The sequence below is a fragment of the Serratia sp. CY44782 genome, assembly GCF_052168715.1.
Classification (GTDB): Bacteria; Pseudomonadota; Gammaproteobacteria; order Enterobacterales; family Enterobacteriaceae; genus Serratia; species Serratia nevei.
The window spans coordinates 384,944-396,658 of the sequence record NZ_JBJNME010000002.1 but is presented as its reverse complement, the minus strand read 5'-3'; the positions used below and the strand labels follow the sequence as shown (position 1 = coordinate 396,658).

The 11,715-nt window shown below is 64.2% G+C and carries 16 protein-coding genes; 4 read left to right on the top strand and 12 right to left on the bottom strand.

Features of this window, described 5'->3' with window-relative positions; translation table 11 throughout:
- Positions 1-208 precede the first annotated feature (208 nt).
- A complete protein-coding gene (speFL, locus tag ACJ8HT_RS05345; protein ID WP_004933443.1) occupies positions 209-313 on the bottom strand; it encodes a leader peptide SpeFL in 105 nt (34 codons plus the stop codon).
- Between the two features lie 433 nt (positions 314-746).
- Here speFL and ACJ8HT_RS05340 point away from each other — a divergent pair, with 433 nt between their 5' ends.
- Positions 747-1,187: a YhbP family protein gene (locus ACJ8HT_RS05340; protein WP_048321242.1), complete on the top strand. Its 441-nt coding sequence runs from the start codon at positions 747-749 to the stop codon at positions 1,185-1,187.
- Between the two features lie 30 nt (positions 1,188-1,217).
- Positions 1,218-1,850 carry an NAD(P)H-binding protein gene (locus tag ACJ8HT_RS05335; protein ID WP_033652768.1) on the top strand — a complete coding sequence of 211 codons (633 nt, stop codon included), beginning with the start codon at positions 1,218-1,220 and terminating at the stop codon, positions 1,848-1,850.
- Here ACJ8HT_RS05335 and phnP read toward each other — a convergent pair.
- Genes phnP through phnF form a run of 11 tightly spaced genes read right to left on the bottom strand, consistent with a single transcriptional unit; the run spans position 1,807 to position 10,111 of the window.
- Positions 1,807-2,589 (bottom strand): phosphonate metabolism protein PhnP, encoded by a 783-nt coding sequence (gene phnP / locus ACJ8HT_RS05330; RefSeq protein ID WP_197652803.1) that lies wholly within the window; start codon positions 2,587-2,589, stop codon positions 1,807-1,809. The genes ACJ8HT_RS05335 and phnP overlap by 44 nt on opposite strands.
- A gap of 13 nt (positions 2,590-2,602) precedes the next feature.
- The gene (locus ACJ8HT_RS05325) at positions 2,603-3,205 is read right to left on the bottom strand and encodes a DapH/DapD/GlmU-related protein (RefSeq protein ID WP_049198721.1); all 603 of its coding nucleotides are present in this window, start codon (positions 3,203-3,205) and stop codon (positions 2,603-2,605) included.
- Entirely contained in the window at positions 3,202-3,771 is a 570-nt protein-coding gene (phnN, locus tag ACJ8HT_RS05320; protein ID WP_174136391.1) for a ribose 1,5-bisphosphokinase, read from the bottom strand. Before phnN ends, ACJ8HT_RS05325 begins: the two co-directional genes overlap by 4 nt.
- Positions 3,771-4,907: an alpha-D-ribose 1-methylphosphonate 5-triphosphate diphosphatase gene (gene phnM, locus ACJ8HT_RS05315; protein WP_015376433.1), complete on the bottom strand. Its 1,137-nt coding sequence runs from the start codon at positions 4,905-4,907 to the stop codon at positions 3,771-3,773. Before phnM ends, phnN begins: the two co-directional genes overlap by 1 nt.
- Positions 4,907-5,611, bottom strand: coding sequence for a phosphonate C-P lyase system protein PhnL (phnL, locus tag ACJ8HT_RS05310; RefSeq protein ID WP_047729228.1), 705 nt, complete (start codon positions 5,609-5,611; stop codon positions 4,907-4,909). The genes phnM and phnL overlap by 1 nt, the downstream gene beginning before the upstream one ends.
- 16 nt (positions 5,612-5,627) lie before the next feature.
- Positions 5,628-6,416, bottom strand: a complete 789-nt coding sequence (gene phnK / locus ACJ8HT_RS05305; protein WP_038879071.1) for a phosphonate C-P lyase system protein PhnK — start codon at positions 6,414-6,416, stop codon at positions 5,628-5,630.
- Positions 6,416-7,276, bottom strand: coding sequence for an alpha-D-ribose 1-methylphosphonate 5-phosphate C-P-lyase PhnJ (locus tag ACJ8HT_RS05300; RefSeq protein ID WP_004933420.1), 861 nt, complete (start codon positions 7,274-7,276; stop codon positions 6,416-6,418). Before ACJ8HT_RS05300 ends, phnK begins: the two co-directional genes overlap by 1 nt.
- The gene (locus tag ACJ8HT_RS05295) at positions 7,269-8,354 is read right to left on the bottom strand and encodes a carbon-phosphorus lyase complex subunit PhnI (protein WP_197652802.1); all 1,086 of its coding nucleotides are present in this window, start codon (positions 8,352-8,354) and stop codon (positions 7,269-7,271) included. Before ACJ8HT_RS05295 ends, ACJ8HT_RS05300 begins: the two co-directional genes overlap by 8 nt.
- The gene (gene phnH / locus ACJ8HT_RS05290; protein ID WP_197652801.1) at positions 8,354-8,935 is read right to left on the bottom strand and encodes a phosphonate C-P lyase system protein PhnH; all 582 of its coding nucleotides are present in this window, start codon (positions 8,933-8,935) and stop codon (positions 8,354-8,356) included. The genes ACJ8HT_RS05295 and phnH overlap by 1 nt, the downstream gene beginning before the upstream one ends.
- Positions 8,936-8,938: 3 nt before the next feature.
- Positions 8,939-9,382, bottom strand: a complete 444-nt coding sequence (gene phnG / locus ACJ8HT_RS05285; RefSeq protein ID WP_016929298.1) for a phosphonate C-P lyase system protein PhnG — start codon at positions 9,380-9,382, stop codon at positions 8,939-8,941.
- On the bottom strand, positions 9,383-10,111 hold the full coding sequence (phnF, locus tag ACJ8HT_RS05280; RefSeq protein WP_015376439.1) for a phosphonate metabolism transcriptional regulator PhnF: 729 nt from the start codon (positions 10,109-10,111) through the stop codon (positions 9,383-9,385). It lies immediately after the preceding gene.
- Positions 10,112-10,338: 227 nt separating this feature from the next.
- Between phnF and ACJ8HT_RS05275 the strand changes: the two genes are divergently transcribed.
- On the top strand, positions 10,339-11,394 hold the full coding sequence (locus ACJ8HT_RS05275; protein ID WP_197652800.1) for a permease: 1,056 nt from the start codon (positions 10,339-10,341) through the stop codon (positions 11,392-11,394).
- A gap of 51 nt (positions 11,395-11,445) precedes the next feature.
- Entirely contained in the window at positions 11,446-11,637 is a 192-nt protein-coding gene (locus tag ACJ8HT_RS05270; protein WP_197652832.1) for a hypothetical protein, read from the top strand.
- Positions 11,638-11,715 lie beyond the last annotated feature (78 nt).

Genomic DNA, 11,715 nt, shown 5'->3' with positions numbered 1-11,715 from the left:
CGAAAATAAAGGTGTGCGAGAACCCAGCGATGCCGAAAGGCATTAACTGTGTTCGCTGTTTTATTTAGCTTGGATGCGCTTGGCCGAAATTAAGAATGAATTGCGTGTCCTTCCCGGTTAGCGAGAAAGCGATATTATCACCGGCGTGCGGAGAATAAATAAAAACGCAATGACACTCTTATCAACGGCGTAAGAGCGAGGGGGAGGGTTATCTGTAGTTGAAGAATGCGAAGCTAAAGCAGCTGCGATGAGCCATCATCATAATATGGGTTGTGCGCCTGATATGCGCCATTTTTCGGTTATTGTTTTCCATTTTCTAATCCACCTTGCTGAGTGAAAAGATGGCGCTATTTTAACGCAAGGGGGGCTAAAAATCGTGATGGAAGTCACATAAATGCCGGTGTTTATAAATAACTATTCACCTGTTATGCAGTAGGTTGCATAAACAGCGTTCAGGCGGGCTAACGGGCATGTAAACGAATTGCTAATCGGTACCGGGGCGGTGCGCTAATTTTGCATGCCGTCAGGATGGGAAAAATAAAATCGCGCGATTAACCGGTTGCATAACGATCAAATAAATCCGTCTTGTATTTTTTATGTTATAAATCCGCTTCGGGTTTAAATTAATAAAAATGCATTTATTGTGTTTTTATATTCACTTTTGGTTTTTGATGATTATCGTTATTTGTGACTCGCCTCAACAATGCAGGGTAAGATGAAGTGAGTGAACAGGGAGGCGAGCAACCTTGAATACCCCAGAACAACGGCAGCAGATTGCGGATTTCATCGGCAAACAACACGTCTTGACGCTGTGCGCCGGCGACGGTCTCGACATGTGGTGCGCCAACTGTTTTTACGTGTTCGACGCCGCGACGATGGCGCTGTGGCTGATGACCGAACCGCACACCCGCCACGGCGGGCTGATGCTGAACAACGGCCGGGTGGTCGGCACCATCGCGCCGAAGCCGAAAAGCATCGCGCTGATCCGCGGCGTGCAGTACCGCGCCGAGGCGGTGCTGCTGAGCGGCGAAGAAGCCGAGGCGGCGCGCGCGCGTTACTGCAAGCGCTTCCCGATCGCCAGGGCGATGAAGGCCGCGGTTTGGCGGCTGGATCTGCACGAGGTGAAGATGACCGACAACACCCTCGGCTTCGGCAAGAAGCTGCACTGGGCGCGGTCTATACTTTAAGTTGACGTATTGATTACAACGGGAGATTGCATGGCGCGAGCACTGTTAGTCGGCGCAACCGGGCTGGTGGGGCGCGAGTTGTTGCAGCTGTTGCAAAGCGATCCGCAGATAACGGCCATCGTGGCGCCGACGCGCACGCCGCTGCCGCCGCACGGCAAGCTGACCAACCCGGTCGGCGATGCGCTGTTCGAGCTGCTGAGTAGCCTGCAGCAGCCGGTTGATCTGGTGTTCTGCTGCCTGGGCACCACCCGCCGGGCGGCGGGCAGCGCCGATGCCTTCCGCTACGTCGATTATCAACTGGTGGTGGAGAGCGCGCTGACTGGCCGCCGCTTGGGGGCGCAGCACTGTCTGGTGGTAAGCGCGTTGGGTGCCAACGCGGATTCCACCTTCCTGTATAACCGCACCAAAGGCGAGATGGAGCAGGCGCTGCGCGAACAGCACTGGCCGCGCTTGACGCTGGTGCGGCCTTCCATGCTGGTGGGGGATCGCCCTGCGCCGCGCCTGATGGAGCGCCTCACGCTGCCGCTGTTCAGGCTGCTGCCCGGCAAATGGCGCGCCGTCTCCGCCAAAGACGTGGCGCAAACGCTGCTGCAGCAGGCGTTTACGCCGGGCGAAGGGGTCAGGGTGCTGGAGTCGGATCGGCTGCACTGCTACCGAGGCTGACGCTGAGGTGGTCGAACGCCAGCTCCAGCTCGGCGGGCAGTTCATTGTCCAACAGCCACAGATCGAGATGATGGCTGATGTGCGTCAGCAGCGTGCGTTTGGGCTGCAGCAACCGCTGCGTCTCCTGCGCGCGGGTCAGATCGTTGTGGTTGCGCGGCGCCTGCGGCTGCGGCGGCAGGCTGCAATCGAGCACCAGCAGATCCAGCGCCACGTTTTGCAGATAGTCGGCGGTAGCCGGCGGCAGGCCGACGGTGTCGGTCAGGTAGGCCAGCGCAGCGCCCGCCGCCTGGATCAGATAACCGTGGGTCAGCTTGGAGTGTTGCAGCGGCAGCGGGGTGATGCGCATGCCGCCCAGCTCGACGGTGGCAAAGGGCGCCAGCGGCGGCTGAAACGCCAGAATGCCGGGGTGTTTGAACAGATCGTCGCAGCCCTGTTCATCCGGCGGGCCATACACCGGAATGGAATTTCCGCACCCCCAACGCAAAGGAAATAACCCCTGAACGTGATCCATGTGGTAATGTGTCAGTAAAAAACGTTGAATTTGCCCCGCCGAAAATCGCCGCTCCAAAGCCGGTAATCCCGCATCCAATAAGGTCGTTTCCCCCTGATAGTTAAGCATGGCGCTGCACGCTCGCCGTCGAAATGCCAGCTCGCGCCGCGCCCGTTGGCAGATCAGGCAGTCGCAGCCGAACACCGGCACCTGCTGCGCGCCGCCGGTGCCGAGAAAGGTCAGTTGCATCGCTCCCCCTCCGTTAAAGGTATTTCTCCGCGAAGCGGTTGATGTCGCGAAAATCCGCCAGCCGCGCCTGCAGCGTGGCGTGATCCCAGTGCCACCACTGGCTGCGTTCGATGCGTTCTATCAGCGCGTCGTCAAAGCGCATGCCGATCTTCTTGGCCGCCACGCCGGCGACGATGCTGTAAGGCTCCACGTCCTTGGTGACCACCGCCGCGCTGCCGATCACCGCGCCGTTGCCGACGCTGACGCCCGGCATCAGGATGGCGTTATGGCCGATCCACACGTCGTGGCCAACGGTGACGTGGTGCTCGCGCCGCCAGTCGAAGAACGCCGCGTCGTCTTCCCCCAGCCCGTATTCAGAGGCGCGGTAGGTAAAGTGGTGCTGCGCGATGCGCTGGTAGGTCGGGTGGTTGCCGGGATTGATGCGCGCATAGGAGGCGATGGAGACGAACTTGCCGATGGTGGCGTAAAAGATCTGGTTGTGCCCGGCGGTGTAGGAGTAGTCCCCCATCTCCACCTCTTCCAGGATCGCATCGTCGGCCAGATGCACATATTGGCCGAGCCGGGTGCGGTTAAGGGTCACGTTGTCGCCGATTTTCGGCTGGGCAAAGTCGTTCATGGCGTCGCGTCCTGAGCTTGTCGGGTGGCGGTAGGCAGCAGTGCCAGCAGAGCTGCCAGGGTGTCGTCGAGTGGGCCATCGTTGTGCAGCACCCGGCAGCCGGCGGGCAGACTCTGCTGATATTCTGCCGCCCGCGCCAGCCGCTGCTCGATCTGTTCGGCGCTTTCCCGTCCGCGATCCTGCAGGCGCCGGCGCAGGATCCCGGTGCTGACCTGCAGGCACACCGGCAGCAGCTGCGCACCATAGCGCTGCTGCGCCTGCGGCAGGTGGGCGCGCGAACCGTTGACCGCCACGTCGATCCCCTGCAGCAGCCAAAGATCCACCTCGATCCCAAACGCATAGCGCTGCTGGTGCGCCTGCCAGTCGAGCGCGAACAGCCCCTTGGCGCGGCGGCGCAGAAATTCCGGTTCGCTCAGCGCGATATGATTCTCACAGCCGGCGTCCGCCGGCCGGGTGATGTAACGGTGCGCCACCAGCGGCGCGCTGTCGGCGTCGGCCCGCAGCGCGGCCAGCAGGCTGTCCTTGCCTGCGCCGGAAGGCCCCATCAGGTAGATGAGCCGCGCCATCAGAACACCTGCCTGCCCTGGCGCCACACGTTCTGCACATAAACGTGCTCGCCGTGCGGCCGCGCCAGCACCAGATCCGCCCGCAGTCCTTCGGCAAGGGTGCCGCGATCCTGCAGATCCAGCGCCCGCGCCGGGTTGCGGGTGATCATGCGCACCGCCTGGGGCAGATCGTAGGCGTTGCGTTCGTCCGCCGCGAGGCGAAACGCCGCGTCCAGCAGGCTGGCCGGGTAATAATCGGAAGAGAGAATGTCCAGCACCCCCAGCGCCGCCAGGTGGTGCGCCGCCACGTTGCCGGAGTGGGAACCGCCGCGCACGATGTTCGGCGCACCCATCAGCACCTGCAGGCCCTGTTGGTGCGAGGCGCGGGCGGCCGCCTCGGTGGTGGGGAACTCGGCAATGGCGCTGCCCAGCGCGCAGGACTCGGCCACGTGTGCGGCGGTGGCGTCGTCATGGCTGGCCAGCGAGATGCGGCGCGCGCGACAGTGGGCGGCGATCGCCTCGCGGTTCGGCGCGGCCCAGCGGGCGGACAGGGCGACCTGCTGTTCCTCGTACTCGCTCATCTGCTGGTCGTTGAGGTGGTATTTGCCCTGATAGTATTCGCGGTATTTTTCGCGCGAGGCGAACTGGCGCTGGCCCGGCGAATGGTCCATCAGCGACACCAGCGACACGCCCGGCTTGTCCATCAGCTGTTCGAACAGCGGCAGCGTGCTCTCGTGCGGCAGCTCGCAGCGCAGGTGCAGCCGGTGCTCGGCGCGGTTCACCCCGGCGCGCTGGCTGTGGATCACCGCGTCGATCATCTTCTGCAGGTTTTCCAGCCGGTGGCCGCCGTCGCGCACGTCGCCGATCGCCACCGCGTCCAGTACCGTGGTGATGCCGTTGGCCACCATCAGCGCGTCGTGGCTGCTCATCGCCGAATGGGCCGGCCAATCGACGTTCGGGCGCGGGGTGAAGAACTTGTCCAGATTGTCGGTATGCAGCTCGATCAGCCCCGGCAGCAGCCAGCCGCCGTCGCCGTCCAGCGCCTGCGGCAGCCGGCTCGGGCCGTCGGCGAAGCTGCGGATCACGCCGTCCTGCATCTCCAACGAGCCTTGTACCACCTGGTCATCCAGCACCAGCTTAACGTTATTGACGATCATCAGAGGGCCTCCAGCGCCTGCGGCGCCTGCATGTCATAAAGCCGGTCGGCGACCTGTTGGCGGACGCCTTCATCGTGAAAAATGCCGACGATCGCCGCGCCGCGCGCCTTGGCGCGTTCGATAAGCTGCACCACCGCCGCGCTGTTGCGGCTGTCGAGCGAGGCGGTCGGTTCGTCCAGCAGCAGAATGGGGTAATCGACGATAAAGCCGCGCGCGATGTTCACCCGCTGCTGCTCGCCGCCGGAGAAGGTGGACGGCGCCAGCGGCCACAGGCGCTGCGGCACGTTGAGCGCAGCGAGCAGCGCTTCGGCGCGTTCACGGCACTCGGCGCGCTCGACGCCCTGTTCCAGCAGCGGCTGCATCACCACCTCCAGCGCGCTGATGCGCGGGATCACCCGCAGGAACTGGCTGACCCAGCCCAGCGTATGGCGGCGCACCGCCAGAATTTGGCGCGCATCGGCGCTGACCATGTCCAGCCAGTCGCCCTGGTGGTTGATCCAGATATGGCCGCTGTCCGGCAGGTAGTTGGCGTACAGCGAGCGCAGCAGGGTGGATTTGCCGCTGCCGGAGTGGCCATGCAGCACCACGCATTCGCCGCCGTGGACCGTCAGGTTGGCGTCGTGCAGCACCGGCAGGCGGGTGCCGTACTGCTGGTGCAGCACAAAGGTTTTACTGAGATGTTCAACTCGGATTTGCATAGTCATCTGTTATCGCCTTGGGTTACGACAGCACCGAAGAAACCAGCAGCTGGGTGTAGGGATGGTGCGGATCGTCCAGGACCCGATCGGTCAGGCCGCTCTCCACCACTTCGCCCTGTTTCATCACCAGCAGGCGGTGGGCCAGCAGCCGGGCCACGCCGAGATCGTGGGTGACGATCACCGCCGCCAGCTGCATCTCCACCACCAGGTTGCGCAGCAGATCGAGCAGGCGCGCCTGCACCGACACGTCCAGCCCGCCGGTCGGCTCATCCATAAACACCAGCTTGGGGTGGGTCACCAGATTGCGGGCGATCTGCAGCCGCTGCTGCATGCCGCCGGAGAAGGTGGTCGGCAGATCGTCGAGGCGCGACAGCGGGATTTCGACGTCTTCCAGCCACTGGCCGGCCTGGCGGCGAATGTCGCCATAGTGGCGCTGGCCGATGGCCATCAGCCGCTCGCCGATGTTGCCGCCGGCGGAGACCTGTGGCCGCAGCCCGTCGAGCGGGTGCTGGTGCACCACGCCCCAGTCGGTGCGCAGCAGGCGGCGGCGATCGCTCTCCGCCATGGCGTACAGATCCTGTTCCTGGCCCGCCTGCGGGCGGTAAAGGATCTGCCCACGCTGCGGCGCCAGCCGCGCCGAGATCGATTTCAGCAGCGTGGTTTTGCCGGAGCCGGATTCGCCGACGATGCCCAGCACTTCACCGGGGTAGATGTCGAACGACACGTCGCTGAAGCCCTTGCCGGGGGCGTACAGATGGGTGAGCCGGTTCACCGACAGCAGCGGGGTGGTGCTCAAAGGGGTGGAAGTCATCAGTGCTGCGCCTCTTGCGAAGATTGCGCCAGCTGCTGCCGGCAGTAGTCGGTGTCCGAACAGACGAACATGCGGTTGCCCCGATCGTCGAGCACCACCTCGTCCAGATAGCTGTGGCGCGAGCCGCACAGCGCGCAGGGTTCGTCCCACTGCTGCACGCTGAACGGGTGGTCGTCGAAGTCCAGACTCTCCACCTTGGTGAACGGCGGCAGGGCGTAGATGCGTTTCTCGCGCCCGGCGCCGAACAGCTGCAGCGCCGGCATCATGTGCATTTTCGGGTTGTCGAATTTCGGGATCGGCGACGGATCCATCACGTAGCGATCGTTGACCTTCACCGGGTAGGCGTAGGTGGTGGCGATATGGCCGTAGCGCGCGATGTCTTCATACAGCTTCACCTGCATCACGCCGTACTCCTCCAGCGCGTGCATCTTGCGGGTCTCGGTTTCGCGCGGTTCGATAAAGCGCAGCGGCTCCGGGATTGGCACCTGATAGATCAGGATCTGGTCTTCGCGCAGCGCCGTTTCCGGAATGCGGTGACGGGTCTGGATCAGCGTGGCCTCCGGCGTGCGTTCGGTGGTTTCCACCCCGGCGACACGCTGGAAGAAGCGGCGGATCGACACCGCGTTGGTGGTGTCGTCGGCGCCCTGGTCGATCACCTTCAGCACGTCGGCGCGGCCGATGACGCTGGCGGTGAGCTGAATGCCGCCGGTGCCCCAGCCGTAGGGCATCGGCATCTCGCGGCCGCCGAACGGCACCTGATAGCCGGGGATTGCCACCGCCTTCAGGATGGCGCGGCGGATCATACGCTTGGTCTGCTCGTCCAGATAGCCGAGGTTATAGCCGGTCAATACTTCACTCATCGCGGGCCTCCTGATGCTCGCTGTATTCCTGTCGCAGCCGCTTGAGCAGCTCCAGTTCGGCCTGGAAGTCAACGTAGTGCGGCAGCTTGAGATGGGAGACGAAGCCGGCGGCCTCGACGTTGTCGGCGTGGGCCAGCACGAACTCTTCGTCCTGCGCCGGGCCGGCGACGCCTTCGCCGTAGTCGGGGCTTTGCAATGCGCGGTCCACCAGCGCCATCGCCATCGCCTTGCGTTCGGCGCGGCCGAACACCAGCCCGTAACCGCGGGTGAAGTGCGGCGGATGGTCCTTGGGATCGACGAAGCCGTTGACCATTTCGCACTCGGTCAGCAGGATTTCGCCGATATCGATGGCGAAACCGAGCTCTTCAGGCACGATCTCCACCGAAACGTGGCCGGTGCGGATCTCGCCGGCGAACGGGTGGTTGCGGCCGTAGCCGCGCTGGGTGGCGTAGCCGAGCGCCAGCAGAAAACCTTCGTCGCCGCGCACCAGCTGCTGAAGGCGCGCCGAACGCGAGCAGGGGTAAACCGGCGGGTTGCGGGTGATGTCGTCCGGCGTACTGCCGTCGTCCTGTTCCTCCCGCGCCAGCTGTTGGCGGCACAATAGATCGAACACGTGGCTGCAGTTATCCGGCAGCGGTTCGTCGGCCTGCGGCGCACGCGGTGCCTCGCCTTCCGCCAGCAGCGCGAAGTCCAGCAGCCGGTGGGTGTAGTCGTAGGTCGGCCCCAGCACCTGCCCGCCGGGCAAGTCCTTGTAAACCGCCGAGATGCGCCGCTCCAGCCGCATGTTTTCGCTGGCCAGCGGCTCGCTGACCGCCAGGCGCGGCAGGGTGGTGCGATAGGCGCGCAGCAGGAAGATCGCCTCCACCAGATCGCCGCTGGCCTGTTTGATGGCCAGCGCCGCCAGCTCGCGATCGTAGATGCCGCCTTCGGTCATCACCCGATCCACCGCCAGCCCCAGCTGCTGTTCGATTTGTTCCGCGCCGATCGCCGGTAGCGCCTCGTCGCCGCGCCGCAGCTGTTCCTGCAGCTGATGGGCGGCCTCAATGGCTTTTTCGCCCCCTTTTACCGCTACGTACATCAGCACACCTCCACGCGGGTGGTCCGCGGGATCGCCAGCAGGCGATCGCCGCAGGTCAGCAAAATATCCAGCCCCAGCGGGAAGCGCTGCGGGCGGTTGACCAAATAATCCAGCAGCGCCGGCGGCAGGCGCGGCGCAATCAGGCGTTGGCTCTCGATGCCGGGGCCGGTCAGGCACAGCGCGGTGTCGTTCTCCAGCTCGCCGAGCTGCACGATGACCGTGGCGCCGAACTCCGGCGAGATTTCCGTGCCGTGCGGCAACGCCTGCAGATCGGCGGCCTGCACGTGCTCATCGAACAGGGCAAAACAGACCTCCTGCGCCGTGGCGGCCAGCGGCGCGCCGCTGTGAAAACGAATGTTGGTTAGCACTTGCTTACTATTTAGCGCTGGGCACAGCTGCAGCGGCGTTTCCTGATCGGCCAGCGTCAGCAGCGCGGCGGTGCTGGCGGCGTTCAGCGGCGCCCAGGCTGGGCCGTTCGGCAGCGTCACCCGGTGGCCCGGTTCGCTTAAGGCTTTAAGAATCAAACGGAAAGCGTGCTGCGATTGGTCTATCGGTTGCTCAAAACCGGTCAATAAACTCATGGCTTAATCCCCTCGCACCAGCGTAAAGAAGTCCACCCGGCTGGCGGCGATCGCCCGGGCGCGCAGCTGGCGCTGTTCATGCTGCAGCGCGGCCAGCGGCGCGATCAGCTGTTGTTGCAGGCGTTCGCCGTGTTCCGGCTGTTGCAGCAGCGCATCGGCCAGCGCGCACAGCTCGGCGTGTGCCTTGTCGCGCCCGGCGATATAGCTGTAGCCGTAGCCGCCGTTGTCCAGCTGCACCACCGCGCGGGTGACCGTCATGTCCCCCAGCACGAAGCGGCGGCCGGTGGCGCCCATGCGCCCCTGCAGCTGGGCCAGGCCGATCTCCGGCGCGCGGATGCTGCGGTAACCCGGGCTGAGGTTCAGCGCCTGCCAGTGGCTGCGCAGCTGCTCGGGCCGGCTGTGCGCCAGCACCGACATCCAGCGTTGTCTCGACTCTAAGGCGTGCATTCAGTGCTCCATCGTCAGTTCAATCATGTCGGCGCGAGCCAGGCTGACGGAGTATTCCGCCACGTCTTCGCCGCCGCTGCGGACGTTAAGGGTGCGCACGCACAGCAGCGGCGCGTGGGTGGCGATCTCCAGCAGCCGGCTCTCTTTGGCCTGCGCGCGGCGCGCGCTGATGCGCGTCTGGCGGCGGGTCAGCGGCTGCTGCAGGTGCTGTTCGATAAACTGGTGCAGCGAACCGCTGTGGAACTGCTGCAGCGCCGGCCACCAGTCCAGATCGGGCAGATAATGATCGATCACGCTCATCGGCACGCCGTTGACCCGGCGCAGGGTGCGCAGGTGGATCACCATTTCGCCTTCTTCACGCGAGAGTGCGCTGGCGACATGCCCATTGCACGGGCGCAAGACAGCGAGTAAGCGCTCACTGGTGGGATGGCTGCCCTGCTCGAACAGGTTCTGGCTGAAGCGGGTATTGGCGTGCAGCGGGTAGTCGTAAGGCCGCATCAGCACCAGAATGCCGACGCCGTGGCGGCGCTGCAGCCAGCCGCGCTCTACCAGCTGATCTACCGCGCGGCGCAGGGTGTGGCGATTGACCTGGTAACGCTCGGCCAGCTGCTGTTCCGAAGGCAGGTAGTCGCCGCAGCGGTACTGCGTGCGCAGCTCCTGTTCCAGCTGTGCGGCGATCTGCTGATAGCGGGTGGGGTAAGTGGTCGGATGTCTAGATAACTCCATCATAATAAAAACCTCGTCATACCGATGGCTGTGCGATGAAGGCGTAAGCGGTGCGTTTCATCGTGCGTCTACCCTGTGGTTTTCAAGTTGGCATCATGGTGCCGGGCGCAGATGACAATCGCGTTACGCGTCGGTGGCGAACAGATGAACTATTTAGGACAGCCTGGGCGTGCACGGGCGGCGGCGGCGCGCTATGCTGGCGCCTTTGTTGACTGACTCTGGCCGCTACCATGCCGCAACCTCTGAACGCCCCTGAACCCGCCCCACGCGCCTGGCAGCTGTGGAAACCGATCCTGTTTCTGCTGGTGGTGGCCATCGGCCTCTACTACGTCAAATGGCAGCCTTACTACGGCAAGGCGTTCGTGGCGGCGGACAGCCACTCGATCGGCAAATCGATCCTGGCCGACGGCGCCGCGAGCCCCTGGCTGGCGGCCTGGCAGTACGCGCTGGTCTACTTCACCGCGGTGTGGAAGGCGGCGCTGCTCGGAGTGTTGTTAGGCTCGCTGGTGCAGGTGCTGATCCCGCGCGACTGGCTGGTGCGCACGCTTGGCCACCGGCGTTTTTCCGGCACCGTGCTGGGGGCGCTGATCGCGCTGCCGGGCATGATGTGCACCTGCTGCGCCGCGCCGGTTGCCGCCGGCATGCGCCGCCAGTCGGTGTCCAGCGGCGCTGCGCTGGCCTTTTGGCTCGCCAACCCGGTATTGAACCCGGCGACGCTGGTGTTCATGGGGTTTGTGCTCGGCTGGCCGTTCGCCGCCATTCGCCTGGTGGCGGGTGTGGTGATGGTGCTGGGCATCGCCTGGCTGGTGCAGCGCATGACCGCCAACGACCCGCAGCCCGCCGCGCCGCAGCCGCCGCTGATGACGGCGCAGAGCGACGAGCGGCCGTTCCTCGCTCGCTGGGGCAAAGCGCTGTGGGCGCTGTTTTGGTCAACCATTCCGATCTACGTGCTGGCGGTGCTGGCGCTGGGGGCGGCGCGAGTCTGGCTGTTCCCGCACGCCGACGGCGCCGTCGACAATAGCCTGCTGTGGATCATCGGCCTGGCGATCGTCGGCTGCCTGTTCGTTATCCCCACCGCGGCGGAAATCCCGATCGTGCAGACCATGATGCTGGCGGGCATGGGCGCAGGCCCGGCGCTGGCGCTGCTGATGACCCTGCCGGCGGTCAGCCTGCCTTCGCTGCTGATGCTCAACAAGGCCTTCTCCGCCCGGGCGCTGTGCCTGACGGCGGCGCTGGTGGCGCTGTGCGGCGTACTGACCTGCGTGGTGGGGATGGGGTTGGTGTAACTTGCCGTTGCTGATGTGTGGCCTGATGCTGTCTCAAGGGAGGAGATGGAAATGGAACAGCGGAATAAACCTGAAATGGATGTAGAGGCGATGCTGCTGGAGCAAGCGTTGCGTGAGAGGGTAGATGCCGCCTTTGAACGTTTAAGAAACGGCACCGCGGTTTATCTCAGCCATTCGGAGGTAGAAAAACGAATGGCTTTATTTAAAGCGAAAATCCGGGGCGTTATCGGTGAGGGGGATTAGCTCACGGCTGAGCTGGCAGTGCCTACGGGGAGTAAGTCACTGGCCGTCAGTTTTGAGCGAAAAGCAGACGTTCGTAAT